The 19,364-nt window shown below is 66.5% G+C and carries 16 protein-coding genes and 1 other RNA gene; 14 read left to right on the top strand and 3 right to left on the bottom strand.

Annotation, left to right across the window (positions count from 1 at the left end; translation table 11 throughout):
* Positions 1 to 797: 797 nt before the first annotated feature.
* The 4 genes from AC13C7_RS12965 (at position 798) to AC13C7_RS12980 (ending at position 7,087) form a co-directional block, all read left to right on the top strand.
* Positions 798 to 1,484 carry a sugar transferase gene (locus AC13C7_RS12965; protein ID WP_482867723.1) on the top strand — a complete coding sequence of 229 codons (687 nt, stop codon included), beginning with the start codon at positions 798 to 800 and terminating at the stop codon, positions 1,482 to 1,484.
* A gap of 134 nt (positions 1,485 to 1,618) precedes the next feature.
* Positions 1,619 to 3,007, top strand: coding sequence for a hypothetical protein (locus AC13C7_RS12970; RefSeq protein WP_482867724.1), 1,389 nt, complete (start codon positions 1,619 to 1,621; stop codon positions 3,005 to 3,007).
* The gene (locus tag AC13C7_RS12975) at positions 3,004 to 4,323 is read left to right on the top strand and encodes a glycosyltransferase family 4 protein (RefSeq protein ID WP_482867725.1); all 1,320 of its coding nucleotides are present in this window, start codon (positions 3,004 to 3,006) and stop codon (positions 4,321 to 4,323) included. The genes AC13C7_RS12970 and AC13C7_RS12975 overlap by 4 nt, the downstream gene beginning before the upstream one ends.
* A complete protein-coding gene (locus AC13C7_RS12980; RefSeq protein ID WP_482867726.1) occupies positions 4,310 to 7,087 on the top strand; it encodes a calcium-binding protein in 2,778 nt (925 codons plus the stop codon). The genes AC13C7_RS12975 and AC13C7_RS12980 overlap by 14 nt, the downstream gene beginning before the upstream one ends.
* On the opposite strand, the gene epsE is transcribed toward AC13C7_RS12980, so the two are convergent.
* A complete protein-coding gene (gene epsE, locus AC13C7_RS12985) occupies positions 7,063 to 8,274 on the bottom strand; it encodes an exopolysaccharide biosynthesis GT4 family glycosyltransferase EpsE (protein ID WP_482867727.1) in 1,212 nt (403 codons plus the stop codon). The two genes, AC13C7_RS12980 and epsE, sit on opposite strands and share 25 nt — an antisense overlap.
* 77 nt (positions 8,275 to 8,351) lie before the next feature.
* Between epsE and AC13C7_RS12990 the strand changes: the two genes are divergently transcribed.
* Both AC13C7_RS12990 and AC13C7_RS12995 read left to right on the top strand, forming a co-directional pair.
* Entirely contained in the window at positions 8,352 to 9,173 is an 822-nt protein-coding gene (locus tag AC13C7_RS12990; protein ID WP_482867728.1) for a glycosyltransferase family 2 protein, read from the top strand.
* On the top strand, positions 9,170 to 10,540 hold the full coding sequence (locus tag AC13C7_RS12995) for an oligosaccharide flippase family protein (protein ID WP_482867729.1): 1,371 nt from the start codon (positions 9,170 to 9,172) through the stop codon (positions 10,538 to 10,540). Before AC13C7_RS12990 ends, AC13C7_RS12995 begins: the two co-directional genes overlap by 4 nt.
* 98 nt (positions 10,541 to 10,638) lie before the next feature.
* Here the strand turns inward: AC13C7_RS12995 and ssrA are convergent.
* Positions 10,639 to 10,993, bottom strand: a transfer-messenger RNA (tmRNA) gene (gene ssrA, locus AC13C7_RS13000).
* Between the two features lie 95 nt (positions 10,994 to 11,088).
* Between ssrA and AC13C7_RS13005 the strand changes: the two genes are divergently transcribed.
* The gene (locus tag AC13C7_RS13005; RefSeq protein WP_172320980.1) at positions 11,089 to 11,730 is read left to right on the top strand and encodes an LCCL domain-containing protein; all 642 of its coding nucleotides are present in this window, start codon (positions 11,089 to 11,091) and stop codon (positions 11,728 to 11,730) included.
* A gap of 4 nt (positions 11,731 to 11,734) precedes the next feature.
* On the opposite strand, the gene AC13C7_RS13010 is transcribed toward AC13C7_RS13005, so the two are convergent.
* Positions 11,735 to 12,460 carry a FadR/GntR family transcriptional regulator gene (locus tag AC13C7_RS13010; protein ID WP_446120488.1) on the bottom strand — a complete coding sequence of 242 codons (726 nt, stop codon included), beginning with the start codon at positions 12,458 to 12,460 and terminating at the stop codon, positions 11,735 to 11,737.
* 88 nt (positions 12,461 to 12,548) lie between these two features.
* Between AC13C7_RS13010 and AC13C7_RS13015 the strand changes: the two genes are divergently transcribed.
* The 7 genes from AC13C7_RS13015 to AC13C7_RS13045 all read left to right on the top strand — a co-directional run bounded on the left by AC13C7_RS13015 (position 12,549) and on the right by AC13C7_RS13045 (position 19,347).
* Positions 12,549 to 13,286, top strand: a complete 738-nt coding sequence (locus AC13C7_RS13015) for a DUF2182 domain-containing protein (RefSeq protein ID WP_172321053.1) — start codon at positions 12,549 to 12,551, stop codon at positions 13,284 to 13,286.
* 11 nt (positions 13,287 to 13,297) lie between these two features.
* On the top strand, positions 13,298 to 13,963 hold the full coding sequence (locus AC13C7_RS13020; RefSeq protein WP_172320978.1) for a DUF1326 domain-containing protein: 666 nt from the start codon (positions 13,298 to 13,300) through the stop codon (positions 13,961 to 13,963).
* A 26-nt stretch (positions 13,964 to 13,989) separates the two neighbouring features.
* A complete protein-coding gene (locus AC13C7_RS13025; protein WP_482867752.1) occupies positions 13,990 to 14,469 on the top strand; it encodes a DinB family protein in 480 nt (159 codons plus the stop codon).
* Positions 14,469 to 15,572, top strand: coding sequence for a dimethylsulfoniopropionate demethylase (locus AC13C7_RS13030; protein WP_172320976.1), 1,104 nt, complete (start codon positions 14,469 to 14,471; stop codon positions 15,570 to 15,572). Before AC13C7_RS13025 ends, AC13C7_RS13030 begins: the two co-directional genes overlap by 1 nt.
* Positions 15,573 to 15,584: 12 nt before the next feature.
* The gene (gene acuI / locus AC13C7_RS13035) at positions 15,585 to 16,571 is read left to right on the top strand and encodes an acryloyl-CoA reductase (RefSeq protein WP_482867730.1); all 987 of its coding nucleotides are present in this window, start codon (positions 15,585 to 15,587) and stop codon (positions 16,569 to 16,571) included.
* Between the two features lie 133 nt (positions 16,572 to 16,704).
* On the top strand, positions 16,705 to 17,928 hold the full coding sequence (locus AC13C7_RS13040; RefSeq protein ID WP_482867731.1) for an aminotransferase class V-fold PLP-dependent enzyme: 1,224 nt from the start codon (positions 16,705 to 16,707) through the stop codon (positions 17,926 to 17,928).
* A 42-nt stretch (positions 17,929 to 17,970) separates the two neighbouring features.
* Positions 17,971 to 19,347 carry a cryptochrome/photolyase family protein gene (locus AC13C7_RS13045; RefSeq protein WP_482867732.1) on the top strand — a complete coding sequence of 459 codons (1,377 nt, stop codon included), beginning with the start codon at positions 17,971 to 17,973 and terminating at the stop codon, positions 19,345 to 19,347.
* Positions 19,348 to 19,364: the final 17 nt, after the last annotated feature.

The following is a 19,364-nucleotide window of genomic DNA, read 5'->3' on the forward strand; positions in this document are numbered from 1 at the left end:
CGCGGCGCGCCTGGAAACGACGCCAGGGCGGCAGTGCCGATGGGCAGGTTTCAGCCCGGTTCCGAATCACAATATGGCGAAAATTTGCCAATTCTTGCACAATTATAGCCAAAATGAGGCTTTGTCGCGGGAAGTTGCGCAACCTATGCGTGTATTGCCCGGTGGCGCCAAATTTTTATCCCATCCCTGTCCCGATGCCGCCGCAGCTTTGCCGCGATTGGGCCACAATGCCGGATCGGATCTGTCGGCTCGGACGGCGTTAACGGACTGCCCCCCTGGGCCGCCGAAAAAGCCGCGTCAGCCTATCCAAAAGGACAGGTCATTTGCGTCGAAGCGCCGACAGGCTTGCGATATTTGGTTAACCGTTTCCGGATACGCAACAGAGTGCCGCAGTCGAAGGGCCTGGCAGCAGGTCCAGGTTCCCCTGCGTCATCCGATTTTTTCCCAATAATCAAGGCAGTATCGCCGGAATTCAAGGCACACGTATAGGTTGAGTCCCGTAACCCGCAATTGACGCAAATATGCCATAAATGCTTATTTGAGGCGTGCGAAAGCGTTGATCGCGCCATGACTTTGTGCCGCGACCGGACCCTGGGGCTGCCACCCCGTCCGGCCGTCGCAAAGGTGGGGATGGCAAGATCGCATCGGACGAACTCGGTTTCCTGCTCTGCGCCGGTTCGCACCCAAAAAATGAATGACGTCGATCACTGGCCGCAAGAGTCGCGGTGGCCGGACGGGAAGCGTGTGTGTCCCTGCACCCGGCATTTTGGGTGCCGCCCCGAGGAGGGGGCTTCGGTATGTATGAGCGTTTCGGACTATATTCGGAAGGCAAGGCCCCCCCCGCCGTCTTCCCGATCGCGCCGCAAAACATGCGGGGGGTCTATCGCCGCCATGCCAAGCGGGTGCTTGATATCGCCATTGTCTGCCTCGCGGCGATCCCGGCCTGGTTTCTCATCGCCGGGTTCGCGCTGATCCTGGTCCTTTTCGAACGCACCATGCCCTTCTACCGCCAGCCGCGTATCGGGTTGAACGGGCGCGTTTTCGGGATGTGGAAACTGCGCACCATGGTGCCCGATGCCGACCGTGTGCTTGACCGCTACCTGGCCGAGAACCCGGAGGCCCGCGCCGAATGGGACCGCGACCAGAAGCTCAAGGATGACCCGCGCGTGACCCGTCTGGGCCGCTTCCTGCGCCGGTCGTCGCTGGATGAGCTGCCGCAATTGTGGAACGTGCTGATGGGCGACATGTCGATCGTCGGCCCGCGCCCGATGATGTGCAACCAGCGCGGGCTCTATCCCGGCGCGGAATATTATGTCATGCGCCCCGGCATCACTGGCTTCTGGCAGACCTCCGCGCGCAACGACAGCAGCTTTCACGAGCGTGCCGGCTTCGACCAGGCCTATTTCCGGGAACTGTCCCTGGGCACCGACCTGCGCGTGATCTGGCGCACCTTCAGCGTGGTGCTGCGCGGCACCGGCCACTGATACGCCCGCCCGTCTTGCCCTGTCCGGAGGCATAATTCTGCCGTAAGTTGGCGCTATGCCCGGGCCCGGCCCCTCGAAGAGGGGACATGGCCCGATTGCGACGACAGACAGGAAAGGCAGAAAGACACCGCCCGATGCCCAATGCGTTTGCGTCCCTGATGCTGGTCCTGTGGCCGGTGATCTCGGTCTGGCTGTTCGTCAGGCTGTCGCCGGGCCGTGCGCTGATCGCAAGCCTTGTCGCGGCCTACCTGATCCTGCCGCCACCGCCCGCGGGCTTCGATTTTCCGCTGATGCCGCCCCTGACCAAGGAAACCATCCCCTCGCTGGTGGCCCTCCTGGCCTGCCTCGTGCTGCACCGGGGCCGCATCCGGTTCCTGCCCGATCACCCGGTGGCCAAGGCGCTGGTGGTGATCTTCATCGCCAGCCCGCTGGCCACTGTCCTGACCAACATGGACCCGGTCTATTTCGACCGCTACGCCCTGCCGGCGCTGCGCTTTCGCGAGGCCATCGCGCTGATGGTCAACCAGGCGCTCCTGATCACGCCCTTGCTGCTGGCGCGCAATTTCCTGCGCAGCGACAGCGACCTCAAGGATCTTCTCTGGGCGGTCTTTCTTGGCGCGATGATCTATTCGCTGCCGATGCTGCTGGAGGTCCGGCTCAGCCCGCAACTCAACATCTGGGTCTATGGCTATTTCCAGCACAGTTTCGAGCAGATGATCCGCGATGGCGGCTTTCGCCCGATCGTCTTTCTCTACCATGGGTTGTGGGCGGCCTTCCTCGCCATGTCCGGCCTTCTGGCCGCCGTCACCATCGCAAGGTCCGAGCCCACGCGCCGCGCCGTCGCCTGGTGGGTCTGCGCGATCTACCTGATGGGCGTTCTGGTCCTGTGCAAATCCATGGCCTCGATCCTCTACGGCTTCGCCTTCGCGCCCGCGATCGCCTTCCTGACGACGCGGATGCAGATGCACCTGGCGCTGGCGCTGGTGCTGCTGGTGCTGGCCTATCCGGTGCTGAAAGCAGGCGACGCGGTGCCCGAGGACCGCATCCTGGAACTGGCCGAAGGCGTCGATGCGGAACGCGCCAATTCGCTGCGCTTTCGCCTCGACAATGAAAACGTCCTGATGGACCGCGCGATGGAGCGGCCCCTTTTCGGCTGGGGTTCCTGGGGGCGCAACCATATCTATGACGCCTCGGGCACGATCCTGACCACGACCGATGGCCGCTGGATCATCACCATGGGCGTCTATGGATGGGTCGGGTTCCTGGCCGAGTTTGGCCTTCTGACCCTGCCCATCCTCTTGCTCTGGCGGCGCACCACGGGGGTTGTCTCCGGTGCCATCCCGCCCTGGCTTGGCGGCCTCGCGCTGATCCATGTCATCAACGTGATCGACCTCTTGCCCAATGCCACCATCACGCCGATGACCTGGCTCATCGCGGGCGCGCTGCTTGGCTATGGCGAGCAGGTGCAGCTGGCGCGAAAACCGGGGCCTGCGCCCTTGCGAACCATATTGGGGGGGCGATGAACCCTGTGCGCGCCAAAGTCCTTGTGATTGCCGAGGCGGCGAACCCCGAATGGGTCTCGGTGCCGCTGATCGGCTGGTCCCTGGCGCGCGCGCTGACCGAGGTGGCCGATGTCCATCTGGTCACGCAGGTGCGCAACCGCGATGCGATCTTGCGGGCGGGGCTGGTCGAGGGGCGCGATTTCACCGCCATCGATTCCGAGGCGCTGGCCCGCCCGCTTTGGGCCATCGGCTCAAGGCTGCGCATGGGCGAGGGGCGGGGCTGGACCACGATGCAGGCTATCAACGCGCTCTCCTATCCGCATTTCGAGCGGCTGGTGTGGCGGCGCTTCGGTGCCGAGATCCGCGCGGGCGCCTATGACATCGTGCATCGGGTGACGCCGCTTTCGCCCACCATCGCCAGCCCGTTGGCCGCCAGATGCGCCCGCGCGGGCGTGCCGTTTGTCCTCGGGCCGCTTAATGGCGGCGTGCCCTGGCCGCGCCAGTTCGAGGCCGCGCGGCGGCAGGAGCGGGAATGGCTGAGCTACCTGCGCGGGGCCTACAAGGCGTTGCCCGGGCGGGGGGCGACGCTGCGCCATGCCTCGGCGATCCTGGCGGGCTCGCGCCATACCGCGTCGGAACTGCCGCGCGATGTGGCGGGCAAGGTGATCTACCTGCCCGAGAACGCCGTCGATCCCGGCCGCTTCTCGCAGACCGCCGCGCCTGCGGCGGGTGGCCCGCTCCGCGCGTGCTTCATCGGGCGGATGGTGCCCTATAAGGGGCCGGATATGGTGCTGGAGGCGGCGGAGCCCCTTTTGCGCGCAGGCAAGCTCCGGCTTGAGATGATCGGCGATGGCCCGATGCTGCCCGCCCTCAAGGCGCGGTTCGCCGAGGTTCCGGGCGTGACCTTCCACGGCTGGCTGGCGCATGGGGATGTGCAGGGCGTGGCCGGGCAGACGCAGCTCTTGGCCTTTCCCTCGATCCGCGAATTTGGCGGCGGCGTGGTGCTGGAGGCGATGGCGATGGGGCTGGCCTCGCTGATCGTGGATTACGCGGGGCCCGCCGAGTTGCTGGCCGAGGGGACGGGCTGGACCGTGCCGCTTGGAACCCGTGACCAGATCATCGCCGGGTTTCGCCGCGAACTGACCCGGCTGGCCGATGACGCGCAGGCAGTCGCCGCCGCTGGTCGCACCGCCCGCAAGGTCGTGGCTGCCCAGTACACATGGCCGCGCAAGGCGGCGCAGATCGCGCAGGTCTATGACTGGGTTCTGACCCCCGGCCTGCCAAGACCGGACCCGCTCGGCGCGCGCATGACGGAGGAGTCCCATGCCGCTGAATAAATGCGCCGCCCTTGCGCTGGCCGTCCTCGTCACCCTGACCGCGCCGACCCGCGCCGAGGACACGCGCGCCTTCATCTATGGCAACTCGCTGATGAACCACGTCTCGGGCAGCGACGAGACCACCGTGCCGCATTGGCTGCGCCTTCTGGCGGAGGCGGGCGGGCAGTCCTTCGCGGCAAGCGGTGTGTTCGGATCGGGGCCGGAGTTTGCCGGCAACCTGCCGCCCGAACCGAACTGGTCCTTCGCGGAAGTGCCGCAAGCCTGGGACAGTGACCGCCTGGCCTTTCGGCGCGCGGGCTTTGACACGGTCATCCTGAACATCCGCAATTTCATCCAGGACGAAGCCCCCGACGCGCCTTATGCCTGGGACAACCCGGACGGGCAGTCGCCGCTATCGACCACCTTGCGCATCTTTGACTGGACCGCCTTCCAGGCCCCGGATGCCCGGTTCTACATCTACGAAGGCTGGTCGGACATGAGCCTGATCGCCGATAGCTTTCCGCCCTCGGACCGGCAATTGCGCCGCTATCACGACTATAACGCAGGGGAGTATCACGACTGGTTCCGCCGTTACGTGGCGCTGCTGCAGGCCGAACGGCCCGAGCTTGATATCCGCCTGATCCCCACCGCCCGCACGCTGTCGCGCCTCTTGACCGAGACGCCATTGGCCGACATCCCCGTGACCGGGATCTACGAGGATGACGCGCCGCATGGCACGCCGACGCTCTATTTCCTGGCCGCGCTGGTCACCTACGCAACGCTCTACGACGAGGCACCGCCGCGCATCGAGTTGCCCGACACGGTGCACCCCCTCGTGGCCACGCATTACGATGCGATCACCGCGCTGGTGCAGGCCGAGGTCTCGGGCAGCGCCTGGCCCGACCATGCCGGGACGCCACCTGCGACGGGTCTGACCGATCCGGCGCTGGCGATGGGGCTGAACGGGATCGCGGATTGGTCGACGCAACTGCCTTTCATCGACCTGATGCGCTCGGCCCGGCCCTGGGTGGGGCATCTGCCCGGCCAATGGGGCGGGGTGACGGCCGAGGATCTGCAGGCGGGCGGACATCTGGACGCGGCGGGCTGGCCCCTCAGCCTGCCCGAGGGGGTGGAACGGCTGGAAAGCTTCATCCTGACCGATCTGCCGGAGGGGGCCAGTGACACCATCGCGCGCTACCGCGTGACCTGGGAGGGGCAGGGCGATTTCGACATCGGCGGGCGGGCGGAAGGCGTGACGGTATCGGAGGGCCAGGCGTGGTTCTCCTTCACCCCCGGCGAAGGGCCGGTCGCGCTGATCATCCGGGCGACGGATGCGCAGGATCCGATCCGCAACATCACCGTCCTGCGCGAGGATCACATCGCGCTTTATGAGTTGGGCGAGGTCTTCAACCCCGACTGGACCCGGCGCATCCGCGATCTCCGCGTGGTGCGCTTCATGGATTGGATGGACACGAACGGCTCGGAACAGGAGGTCTGGGACGACCGCCCGCGCGTCACCGACTACACCTATATAAGGCGCGGCGTGCCGGTGGAATTGCTGGTCCGGCTGGCCAATGAAATCGGCGCCGATCCGTGGTTCACCCTGCCGCATCGGGCCGATGACGCCTATTACCGGGCCTTCGCAGACTATGTCGAGGCGGAGCTGGCCCCCGACCTCATCACCTATGTCGAATGGTCGAACGAGGCGTGGAATTTCATCTTCCCGCAAGCACGTTGGGCCGGGGAACAGGCCGCCGCGCGGTGGGACGGGGCCGAGGGCGATGCCTGGATGCAATATGGCGGGCTCCGCGCCGCGCAGATGGCCGACATCTGGGGCGAGGTCTTCGCGGGCCAGGAACACCGGCTGATCCGTGTCATTTCCACCCAGACCGCCTGGCCGGGGCTGGAGGAGGGGTTGCTGGAGGCCCCGCTTGCGCAAGCCGAAGGCCTGGACCCACCCGCCGCCAGTTTCGACGCCTACGCGCTTGGCGGCTATTTCGGCTATGAATTGGGCACCGAGGACTATGTCGACCAGCTGCGCGGCTGGATCGAAGAGGGCACCGCGACCCAAGAGGCGACGGCGGCCCTGCGCGACGGGTCCGTTGCCGAGTTGATCGAGGAGTTCTTTCCCTACCACGCCGAGGTCGCGCAGCGCTACGGGCTGCGGATGATCATGTATGAGGGCGGCACCCATGTGGTGGGCCATGGCGCGGCGGTGGAGGATGACGCGCTGACCGCGTTCTTCACCCGTTACAATTACAGTCAGGACATGGCCGCGATCCATGCCGACCTGCTGGCGGGCTGGCGCGCGGCGGGGGGCACTCTGTTCAACGCTTTCGTGGATGTGGCAGCGCCGACGCGCTTCGGCAGTTGGGGCGCGTTGCGCCACCTTGAGGATGCCAACCCCCGTTGGGCGACGTTGATGGATTACAACGCCACCGCAGGCGGGAGGTGGGAGGCGAGGGCCGAGGGGGCCTTCGCGCAGGGGCGCTACATCCATGGCAGCGACGCAGGGGATCGGCTTGAGGGCACGGAGGAGAGCGACGTGATGCTGGCGGGGCCGGGCGATGACGTGATGATCCTGACGCCGGGCGATCGCGCGCATGGGGGAGCGGGGCAGGATCGGGCGGTATTGCCGGGGCTGGCCTCGGATTACGCGCTGGTGGCCGAGGGCGATCTGCGCATCCTCAACAGCCGGACGCTGGCCACGCGGCTGGTCTCGGTCGAGGCGGTGGAGTTCACCGGCGAGCCCGGTGTGCTCTACGCGTTGGAGCCCGCCGAGTGATCCGGACCATCGCCCCATACCGCGCCGATCAGCATTTCCGCGCCGCGCCCCGAGTGGAACCCCTCGACGATCCGTGCGCGCCCCTGCCCGGACAGCTTGCGCGCCCGGTCGGGATCATCGGCCAGCGCGGCAATCGCGCCCGCCAGCGCCTCGGGCGATTTGGGCGGGACAAGCACGCCGTCCACCCCGTCGCGGATCAGTTCCGCCACCCCGCCCGCATCGGTGCCAATGGTCGGAATGCCGCAGGACATCGCCTCCATCAGCGCCACGCCGAGCGGCTCGTGCCAGCTGGCCAGCGCAAAGACATGCGCGCGCTGGATCTGGGTCTTCACAGCGCTTGCGTCGATCGGGCCGAGCAGGCGGACGTGATCGCGCAAGCCCAATTCGCCGATCTTCGCCTCAAGCACATGGCGATACCCGGTGCCACCCGCGTCATCCTCGCCCGCGATGGCCAGCGTCACGTCGCGGCCACGGTCGCGCAGGAGCCTGACGGCCTCCATCAGATCCTGATGCCCCTTCACGATATTGAGCCTGCCGCAGGAGAAGAGCCGCAGGGTCTCGCCCCCGGCCACAGGCTGGTAGGGCCCGGCGGGGGACAGCACATCGGTATCGACGCCCATCGGCTGGATCATCAGCCGCTCGGGCAGATCGTCGGGCAGATCGGCCCGCATCTCGGCCAGCAGCTTGCGGGTGATGATGGTGGCGAACGCCGCATTGCGCCATTTGACCCCCTGCGCGGTCCCGTAATCCGAGAGCGGCCCGTGCAGGGTCAGCGAGTAGTTCGGCCCGCCCATGGCCCGCGCCATCGCCGCCAGCAAGGCCGCGCGGCCGCAGGAGTGAACGTGGACATGGGCGATGCCGCGCGTCTTGCAGGCCCGCAGAAGGCGCATCGCGGCGGGGGCGGAGAGGGCGATATCCGTCAGCGTGGCCCCCTCGCGCCGTATCTCGCGCCAGGGCAGGCGGGGCAGGGCGGCAAGCCCCGCCATCACGTCCGGTTTGCCCAGATAGGTGGTGCGCGCCATCGCCCTTTCCGACCAGTCATGCGCGACGAGGCCGGGAGGCGGCGGGCGGGTCGAGAAGAGATGCACCTCGACCCCGCGCGCCTCAAGCTCCGCGATTTCGCGCCAGAAGAAGATATGCGTCTGGCCGGGGAATTGCGGCACCAGGTAGCCAAGCTTGCGTGTCACGTCGGGGCCTTTGCGGGTAGGAACGCTGCCAAACTGCGGAAGTTTGCCCGTGGCGTCAAAGGCAAAAGGGCGCGCGCATGATCTCGGTCATCCTCCCGGCGCATGACGAGGAACGGCTCCTCGGGTCTGCGTTGCAGGCCCTCCTCGCCTCAAGCCCCGTGGGCGCACAGGTCGAGGTGATCGTGGTCGCCAATGGCTGCACGGATGCGACCGCCGAAGTGGCGCGCGGGTTTTCGGGGGCGTTCGCGGCGAAGGGCTGGCCCTACACCGTGCTGGAGTTGGCTGAGGGCGGCAAGCCGGGGGCGCTCAACGCGGGCGACGCGGCGGCGCGGTTTGCCTCGCGGGTCTATCTGGATGCCGATGTGACGGTCGCGCCTGACATGCTGGCCGCGCTAGGGCGCGTTCTGGACCAAGACGCGCCCGCCTATGCCAGCGGACGGGTGCGGATCACCGCGCGAAGCACCACCAGCCGCCGCTATGCGCGGCTCTGGCAGTGCCTGCCTTTCATGGCGCGGGGCGTGCCGGGATGCGGGCTCTTTGCCGTGAACGCGGCGGGACGCGCACGGTGGGGGGATTTCCCGCCCATCATCTCGGATGACACCTACGCGCGGCTGCACTTCGCGCCGGGGGAGCGGCACCTTGTCGATGCGGGTTATGACTGGCCAGTTGCGGAAGGCTTCGGCGCACTGGTGAAAGTGCGCCGCCGTCAGGATGCGGGCGTGGCCGAGATCGCGGCGAATTACCCCGATCTGCGTGCCAATGACGACACGCCGCGCCTTGGCGTGAGCGGCATCGCGCGGCTTGCGCTTCGCGACCCGATGGGGTTTGTCACCTACGCATCCGTGGCGCTGGCGGTGAAGGCCCTGCCCGCGCCGAAAACCTGGAGCCGGGGCCGATGATCGCCAGTTTCCGCAACCTCACGCAAGGCTCGGGCCTGATGGCGCGCGCCACCCGCAGCGCGGGGCTGAACCTGATGGGGTTCGGCACGGGGCAGGTGTTGCGGCTGGCCTCGAACCTCATCCTGACCCGGCTGCTCTTCCCCGAGGCCTTCGGGGTCATGGCCATGGTCTCGGTCTTCCTGATGGGGCTGGCGATGTTCTCGGATGTCGGCGTCGGGCCCGCGATCATGCAAAGCAAACGCGGCGACGACCGCGATTTCCTGAACACCGCCTGGACGATCCAGATCATCCGGGGGGGATGTCTTTTTGTCGTGGCCTGCGTGCTGACCTGGCCCATGGCGCTCTATTTCGGGGAACCGGACCTGGTCTATTACCTGCCGGTCGCCGCACTGACGCAGCTGATCCTGGGCTTTCTGCCGACGCGCCATGAGACCGCCAACCGGCACCTGCGCGCGGGCCGTGTGACGGTGCTGGACATCCTGACCCAGATCATCGGGCTGGTCGTGGCCATTACGCTGGCCTGGTGGTGGCAGAGCGTCTGGGCGCTGGTGATCTCGGGCGTCGTTTCCTCGGCGGCGCAGGTGATCCTCTTCGACCTTTTCCTGCCGGGCGAGCGCAACCGCCTGCGATGGGAGGCCGCCGCGCGTCACGAACTGATCCATTTCGGCAAATGGGTGTTCCTCAGCACCATCGCGGGCTTTGCCATCGGGCAGGCCGACAAGGTGGTGATTGGCGGCTACCTCGGCACGCATGATTTCGGCATCTACAATATCGGCTTCTTCTGGGCCTCGTTCCCGCTGCTGATGGGTTCCGTGGTGGTGCGCAAGGTGATGATCCCGATCTACCGCGAAAGCCCGCCGGGCGCGAGTCGCGCCAATTTCCTGCGCCTGCGCCGGATGCGGGTGCTGGCGACAGCCGGCATGATCGCGCTGGTCATGGTGCCCGCGTTTTTCGGCGGCTGGCTGATCGAGACGCTCTACGACCCGCGCTACCTCGCGGCGGGAGGGGTTGTCGTGCTGATCTCGGCGATGCAGATCCCCGCGATCATCGGCGTCACTTACGACCAGGCGGCGCTGGCGGCGGGCGACAGCCGACGGTTCTTCGTGCTGGCCGCGACACGGGCCGTCTTCGTGGTCTCGGCCATGGTGATCGGGGTCAACCTCTGGGGGCTGCCGGGCGTGCTGATCGGGCAGGGGGCGGCGATGCTGGCCGCGCATCCCGTCGTGGGCTGGCTGGCCTCTCGGCAAGCGGCCTGGGATCCGGCGCATGACGCTGCCTATTTCGCCCTCGGTGGCGCGCTGGCCGCATTGGCGCTGTGGTGGAACTGGCCCCTGGTCGCGGCGCTGGCGGCGTTTCAGCCGGGGTGACGGCACGTCGATGCGGCCCATGGCTGCGCGGGGTCGACCCCGCGCGGGGAAAACCCATCGACGGAGGTTTACGGCCCGTGATTTCTGAAAGAAGGGAAAGTGCAGGCTTCTGTTGCCAGGTGCCTGCGAACCCCGCCTTACGCTGCTAGGCACAAGGACTTAAGTTTCGGCGACTCGAACTGCTTACGCAGCCAGAGTCATTGCCGGAGCACGATTGTCGTTTGCAATTGTACTTTTTTCGCCGGTAACGGTGGCAGACAGCCGAGACAAAGCTAACCCCTTTAGACGTTCGTCGATCCTGTTTCGGCCCCATGATCCCCAAACGAAGGATATTGGTGGAGCCGCCGGGTACCGCCCCCGGGTCCGATCCGCTTATTACGAGCGCGTTTATGTCCATAGTCCCCTTGCGGGAACACTCCGAATATAGGGCAGGGCGCGGCGCGGTTCAAGCATGCTGCATCGCGGCTTGGTCAATTTCCACCCTTGGCATAAGCTGATTCCGGGTCCGCATCGAAATACCCGGATATTTTTCAAAAAGGAGAGTTTGCATGCAGTTCGAAAGAGCAAAGGCCGCCGTTCTGGCCGCTATCTTCATGGTCATCGGCGCCACTGGCGCGATGGCGCAAGGGGCCTGTCCGACCAATGCCATGTCCCTGCAAGGCACGTCTATCTGTTCCTGCTCCGGCGCGACCAGCGGTGCGGTCTGGGGGTCGGGGCCGTATACCGCCGACAGCAATATCTGCCGCGCCGCGCAGCATGCGGGCGCGATCGGTTCGGGCGGCGGCATGGTCCAGGTCACGATGTCGGGCGGGATGAGCAGCTATCCCGGTTCCAGCGCCAATGGCGTCAGCACCAGCAATTGGGGTCAGTATGGCTCCAGCTTCTCGGTCTATGGCGTTCAGTCGGGCGGCGGTCAGGCCTGCGGGCGGATGCCTCAGGGCCAGGATGTCTATGTCTGCTCCTGTGCGCCGGGTGCGGCAAACGGGACCGTCTGGGGCACCGGCACCTATACCGATGACAGCAATATCTGCGCCGCGGCCCAACATTCCGGCGTGATCGGCGCGGGGGGCGGGAATGTGCGCGTCCTGGCGGCCCCCGGTCTGCAATCCTATCGCGGCTCGAACTGGAACGGTATCACGACCAGCGATTACGGCTCCTGGGGCCGGTCGATCATCTTCGACCGCAACTGAGGCGTCACGCCTTCGCCCGTTCGGCCATGACCGAGCGGGCGAGGGTGACCGTGTAGCGCTCCAGCGCTTCCAATTGGCGGCAGGCCCCCGGCCCGTCGCCTTTTTCGATCGCATCCGCGATGGCGCCGTGCAGGGTCACGATCTCTTCGCGGCTCCGCGCGGTGAAGGTGATCATGTTCATCAGGGGCTGCATCGCCTCGACCGCACCGGCCAGTTGATAGGACAGCACCGGATTGCCCGCGCCATCGACCAGCGCGCGGTGAAAGGCCACGTCCGAGGCACAGAAGGCCTCATCGGTCAGGCCCGGCTGTGATTGCCGGTGGATCTCGGCGCGCATCGTGGCGAGGGTGTCGGCGCTGCGGCGCGCGGCGGCAAGCGGCGCACAGGCGCGTTCCAGCGCGAACCGCGCCTCGCAGGCGACATCGAAGCTGACCGCGTTCATCGACAGCAGGAGCGTCGAGGTTGTGATCTGCTGGCCATACGCCTCCTCATAGGAGAGACGGTTCACGAAGGCCCCGCCGAACGCGCCGCGTTGGGTGCGGATCAGCGATTGTGCCGCCAGCCGTTTCAGCGCCTCGCGCACGGTGGAACGCGACACCGCGAATTGCTCGGCCAGTTCCGCCTCGGACGGCAGGCGTTCATCGACAATCAGGTCGCCGGAGATGATGGCATCGCGGATCGCGCGGGCGATCTGCGCCGAAAGGTCGGGGGAGGTCGGGTCGATTTTCATTTGTCAGACATTTAAAAGTCTGACATTTAAAACGCAAGGCTTGAGTCGCGTGGGAGGGCTTGGCGTGATCGCAGCACGGATCAGATCCATGGGGGCACCGCATTGGCTGACGCTGTTCGGGCTGATCCTTGCCGCCTGGGTTTTGCTCTATTTCATGACGCTGCCCGCCGGGATCGGCGCTGGCGGTCATGGGCGCGGCGGGCAATTCTGGATCGGGCATGGCGCGGTGACGCCCGATCTGACGGGCTATGGGCGCGTGGTGGCGATGTGGGCGCTGATGTCGGCCGCGATGATGGCGCCCACGGCGCTGCCGGCCTTTGCCACCTATGACGATCTCTCCCATAGCGGCGCGACGACAAGGTTCTGGCCACTGGTCGCGGGGTATCTGGCGGTCTGGCTTGGCTTTTCGGTGATCGCGGGCGCGGCGCAGATGGCATTGATCGGCGCCGATCTGGTCACCGGCCTTGGCGACAGCCGCTCGGCCCTGCTATCGGCGGGCCTGCTGGCGGTTGCGGGGCTTTACCAGGTCTCGCCCGCGAAGGAGGCGTGCCTGTCCAAATGCCGCGCGCCGCTTACGTTCTTCATGCAGCATTTCGAGGAGGGCCCCTGGCGCAACGGGCTGCGCCTCGGCCTTGTCTGCCTCGGCTGCTGTTGGGCGCTGATGCTGCTCGCCTTTGTCGGCGGCATGGCGAACCTGGCCTTCATGGGGCTGGCGACACTGATCATGGTGCTTGAGAAACTGCCCCAGATCGGCCGCTGGCTGACCCGCCCCCTGGGCGCAACATTGATCATCGCGGCGATCTGGGTCGCCGCCACCGGCATCTGAAAGGGAAGAGAATGACCACAAAGATCGACAACCGGCATCCCGCCACCCCGAAATCCGGCCTCGGCACGGTGGAATGGGGCATCAAGGGCGAGCTGATCCTCAACTGCAACTGCACCGTCTTCTGTCCCTGCGTCGTCAGCCTCGGCAAGCACCCGCCCACGGAAGGCCATTGCCAGACCTGGGGCGGCGTGCGCATCGACAGCGGGCATTACGGCGACGTGGACCTGTCGGGCCTCAATATCGGGTTGCTCATCGAGATCCCCGGCATGATGGGCCGTGGCAACTGGAAGGTCGCGCTTTTCATCGACGAGCGCGCCGATGACGCCGCCTACAACGCGATCTGCGACATCTTCTCGGGCAAGGCCAAGGGGACCACGGGCCTCTTCAGCGTTTTGGTGGGCGAGATCATCGGGGTCGAGCGCCAGCCGGTCAGCTACGAGACCGAAGGCAAGACCCGCCACATCACCGTGGGCCGCAAGATCCAGGGCGTGGTGCACCCGGTGCCGGGCAAAAGCGCGGATGAGGACATCGTGATCAAGAACACGCAATACTGGATGGGGCCCGATATCACCGTGGCGACCGCGACCAAGGGCAAGGTGCGCAGCCATGGCCGGGTCTGGGATTTCGACGGGCGCTCCGCCGAGATCTGCCAGATCGACTGGCATGGACCAAAGTGATGATCACACCGGATTACATCGCCACGATGTCGCGCTATAATCAGTTGCAGAACAGTATGATATACGATGCAGCTGATGTTATGGATGAAGATGGGCGGCGGCTGGATCGCGGCGCGTTCTTCGGCTCGATCCATGGCACGCTTTGCCATATCCTCTGGGCCGACACGATCTGGATGAGCCGCTTTGACGGCTGGGACGCGCCCGAGGGCGGCATTCCCGACAGCCCCGGAATGGTCGCGGATTGGGCGGAGTTGCGGGCGGCGCGGCGCGCGGCGGATGCCCGCATCGGCGACTGGTCCGGGCGGGTTCGATCGCGCGACCTGGAGGGCGACTTGACCTGGTATTCGGGCGCATTGGGCAAGGAGATGACCCGCCCCCGCGCCATGCTGATCACCCATATGTTCAACCACCAGACGCATCACCGGGGCCAGGTCCACGCGATGCTGACGGCGGCGGGCGCGCGCCTGGGGGCGACCGATCTGCCCTTCCTGCCGGAGGTGGCCTGATGCCGCAGATCGCCCTCTCGCGCCGCCTGCGCCGCACGCCGTTCTCGGACGGGGTCGAGGCGGCGGGCGTCAAGGGCTACACGGTCTACAACCACATGCTGTTGCCGACCGTGTTCCGCTCGATCACCGAGGATTACCACCACCTCAAGCAGGCCGTGCAGGTCTGGGACGTGGCCTGTGAACGCCAGGTCGAGATAAGGGGGCCGGATGCCGCGCGGCTGATGCAGATGCTGACTCCGCGCGATCTGCGTCCGATGGTGCCGGGCCAGTGCTATTACGTGCCCATCGTCGATGAGACCGGCGGCATGCTGAACGATCCCGTCGCCGTCAAGCTGGACGAGGACCGCTGGTGGATCTCCATCGCCGACAGCGACCTGCTGTTCTGGGTCAAGGGAATCGCGCAGGGCTACCGGCTGGATGTGCTGATAGATGAGCCCGACGTGTCGCCGCTGGCGGTGCAGGGGCCGAAAGCCGACGATCTGATGGCGCGCGTCTTCGGCGATGCCGTGCGCGACATCCGGTTCTTCCGCTTCAAGCGGCTGCAGTTCCAGGGCCGCGGCCTTGTCGTTGCGCGCTCGGGCTACTCCAAGCAGGGCGGGTTCGAGATCTATGTCGAGGGCAGCGATATCGGCATGCCGCTGTGGAACGCGCTGATGGAGGCGGGGCGTGACCTAGATGTCCATGCGGGATGCCCCAATCTGATCGAGCGGATCGAGGGCGGATTGCTGAGCTACGGCAATGACATGACCGACGACAACACGCCGCATGAATGCGGGCTCGGCCGGTTCTGCAACACGACCACCGCGATCGGCTGCGTCGGGCGCGATGCGCTTTTGCGCGTGGTCAAGGAAGGCCCGGTGCAGCAGATCAGGCCGGTCGAGATCCATGGGCCTGCGGTGCCGCCCTGTGACCGACTCTGGCCGGTGATGGCGGGCGCCGCCCATGTCGGCAATATCAGCAGCGCCGCCTGGTCGCCCGACCACGGCACCAATGTGGCCATCGGCATGATCCGCATGACCCATTGGGACGCGTTCACCGAGGTCGATGTGCTGACGCCCACGGGCGTGCAGGCCGCGACCGTTTATGAGACATTCTGGACCTGAAGGAGAGATGAGATGAAAGCCCTGATCGTGCGCAAGGAAGGCGACGAGAAACCCGTCGCGGGTGTCGAGGACATCAGCGAGGACATGTTGCCCGAGGCCGAGGTGACGGTCGCGGTGGAGTATTCCACGGTGAACTACAAGGACGGGCTGTGCATCGGGCCGGGGGGCGGGCTGGTGCGCAAGTATCCGCACATTCCGGGCATTGATTTCGCGGGCACCGTCGAGTCCTCCAGCGATGCGCGCTATGCCCCCGGCGACAAGGTCGTGCTGACCGGCTGGCGCGTCGGCGAGGCGCATTGGGGCGGCTATGCCGAAAAGGCCCGCGTGCGCGCCGATTGGCTGGTGCCGCTGCCCGAGGGGCTGACGACGCGGGCTGCGATGGCCGTGGGCACCGCCGGGTTCACCGCGATGCTGGCGGTGATGGCACTTGAAGATCACGGGCTAACCCCTGGACATGGCGAGGTTTTGGTGACGGGTGCCGCGGGCGGCGTCGGCTCGGTCGCGACCGCCATCCTGGCTGCCAAGGGCTATGACGTGGCGGGCGTGACGGGGCGGCCCGAGCAGGCGGATTACCTCAAGTCGCTCGGCGCCAGCCGCATCGTGGCGCGTGAGGAGTTGAACGAGACCACCAAGCGCCCGCTGGAGGCCGAGACCTGGGCGGGCTGTGTCGATGCGGTCGGCGGCGCGATGCTGGCGCGGGTTCTGGGCCAGATGAAATATGGGGGTTCCGTTGCCGCCGTCGGCCTTGCGGGCGGGGCCGATCTGCCGGCCACGGTCATCCCGTTCCTGTTGCGCGGCGTGAACCTCCTGGGTATCGACAGCGTCATGCAGCCCTATGACGCCCGCGTTCGCGCCTGGGAGCAGATCGCAGCGAACCTGCCAATGGACAAGCTGGAGGCGATGGTGACGCCTGCCACGCTGGCGGATCTGCCGGGGCTTGGCCGCGATATCCTCAAGGGTCAGGTCAAAGGGCGTGTTGTGGTCGACGTGACCGCGTGAGATCAAGGGGGTGTCGCCGCGCTGACGCGCGGCGATCCGCCGGGGGCCTTGCCCCCGGACCCCCAGGATATTTTCAGTACAAAGAAGGGAGGAGTCTCTTGCCTTCGAAGAGGACAGGGACGTGCAAGAACCGATGAGCCGACTTGATACAGATTTCGTGCGCGCGCAGTTTCCAGCCTTTGCGGAGCCGTCCCTGCGAGGCCAGGCATTTTTCGAGAATGCCGGTGGCAGCTATACCTGCGCGCCTGTCATCGACCGGCTGACGCGCTACTATCATCAGCGCAAGGTGCAGCCCTATGGTCCCTTTGATGCCAGCCGTCTGGCGGGCGAGGAGATGGACGAGGCCCGGACCCGGCTGGCCGCGATGCTGGGGGTCGAGGCGGATGAGCTGTCCTTCGGCCCGTCGACCACGCAGAACACTTATGTGCTGGCACAGGCCTTTCGGCAATATCTGGAGCCCGGTGACGCGATCGTCGTGACCAACCAGGATCACGAGGCCAATTCCGGCCCCTGGCGGCGGCTGGAGGCCGAGGGGGTCGAGATCCGCGAATGGCAGATCGACCCCGAGACCGGGCACCTGGACCCCGCGCGCCTGGACAGGCTGCTGGACAGCAAGGTGAAGCTGGTCTGCTTTCCGCATTGCTCGAACGTTGTGGGCGAGGTCAATGACGTGGCCGCGATCTGCGCCAGGATCCGTGATGCGGGGGCCTGTAGCTGTGTCGATGGCGTCTCCTACGCGCCGCATGGCTTCCCGGATGTCGGTGCGATCGGGGCGGATATCTACCTCTTTTCGGCCTACAAGACCTTTGGCCCGCATCAGGGCCTCATGGTGATCCGGCGCGACCTTGGCATGGTGCTGCCCAACCAGGGGCATTTCTTCAACGAAGGCAGCCTCTACCAGCGCTTCACCCCCGCCGGCCCGGACCATGCCCAGGTCGCCGCCTGCGCGGGCATGGCCGATTACATGGAGGCGCTGTCGGCCCATCACGGTGGACCCGCCACGGGGCCGGAGGCCGCGCGCCACGCCCATGACCTGATGCGCGCGGCGGAACTGGCCCTGCTCGGGCCGCTTCTGGACTTCCTGAAATCGAAGAACTCGGTGCGCCTGATCGGTGGGGCCAGGACCGAGGACCGCGCGCCGACCGTGGCGATGGAGCTCAAGACACCGGGCGAAGACGTGGCGAGGGCGCTGGCCCCCAAGGGCATCATGGCGGGCGGCGGCGATTTCTATGCTGTGCGGGCGCTGAAGGCCATGGGCGTCGATCCCGAACATGGCGTGCTGCGGGTGAGCTTTACCCATTACACCAGTGCCGCCGAGGTCGAGACGCTGATGGAGGCGCTGGACCAGGTGCTGTGAGGCGGCTTGACCGGGGCGGGGGGCGGTCTAGCTAGGCATCACATGGACAAGACACCGATCCTCTACTGGATGCGCCGGGATTTCCGGCTGGCCGACAACCCCGCGCTGACCGCCTGTGACGGTCGGCCCGTGATCCCTGTCTTCATCCGCAATCACAGCGTCGACGACCTGGGGGCCGCGCCGAAATTCCGCCTCGGGCGCGCCATCGGGCATTTCGCAAAACTGCTGGAGGGCAAGGGCGGGCGGCTGATCCTGCGCCGGGGCGACGCGCTGGAGGTGCTGCGCGATCTGGTGGGTGAGACTGGCGCGGAGGCTGTGGTCTGGAACCGGCTCTATGACGGCACCGCGCGCGACCGGGACGCGAAGGTCAAGAAGGCGCTGAAGGAAGACGGGCTGGCAGCGGAGAGCCACAATGCGCATCTGCTGTTCGAACCCTGGACCGTCGAGACGCAGGCAGGCGGCCCCTACAAGGTCTATTCCCCCTTCTGGCGCGCCGTGCGCGACCGGGATGTTGCCCCGCCGTGCCGGGTGCCCGATCTGACCTGGCCCGGGGATTGGCCCGAAAGCGACCGGTTGGAGGATTGGGCGCTGGAGGCGGAGATGAATCGCGGCGCGGATGTCGTGGCCGAGCATCTGCTGCTTGGCGAGGAGGCAGCGCGCGACCGGCTGGTGGCGTTCATCGACACGCGCGTCACTGACTACAAGGACGACCGCGACCGGATGGACCGCGACGGCACCTCGAACCTTTCCGAGCCACTGAGCTATGGCGAGATCGGCCCGCGCCAGTGCTGGCAGGCGGGGCGGCGGGCGATGGAGCAGGGCAGCAAGGGGGCCGAGACCTTCCTCAAGGAGCTGGTCTGGCGCGAGTTCGCCTATCACCTGATGTTCCATTTCCCCCGCATCGACCGCGACAACTGGCGCGCGGAATGGGACGATTTCCCCTGGCGGCAGGACAACAATGACGCGAAACGCTGGAAGCGGGGCCGCACCGGGTTGCCCATCGTGGACGCCGCCATGCGCGAGCTCTACGTCACGGGCCGGATGCACAACCGGGCGCGGATGCTGGTGGCCTCCTACCTCACCAAGCACCTGATGACGGATTGGCGGGTTGGCCTGCGCTGGTTCGAGGACACGCTGGTGGATTGGGATCCGGCCTCGAACGCGATGGGGTGGCAATGGGTGGCGGGGTCAGGCCCGGACGCCTCGCCGTTCTTTCGCATCTTCAACCCCGAGACCCAGGCCGAGAAATTCGACCCCGATGCCGCCTATCGCGACCATTGGCTGAAGGGCGCGGGGGCGGAGGAGTTCGCGCGCGCGGCCCCCCGATCCTGGCCCGAGGACCCTCAAGACCCGCCGCCCGTGGGCCTGAAGGAGGGGCGCGAACGGGCGTTGAAGGCGTATGAGGATTTGAAGAGCTAAGCGATTCCCGGCGGCAA

This window comes from Alterinioella sp. B-7 (genome assembly GCF_056857775.1).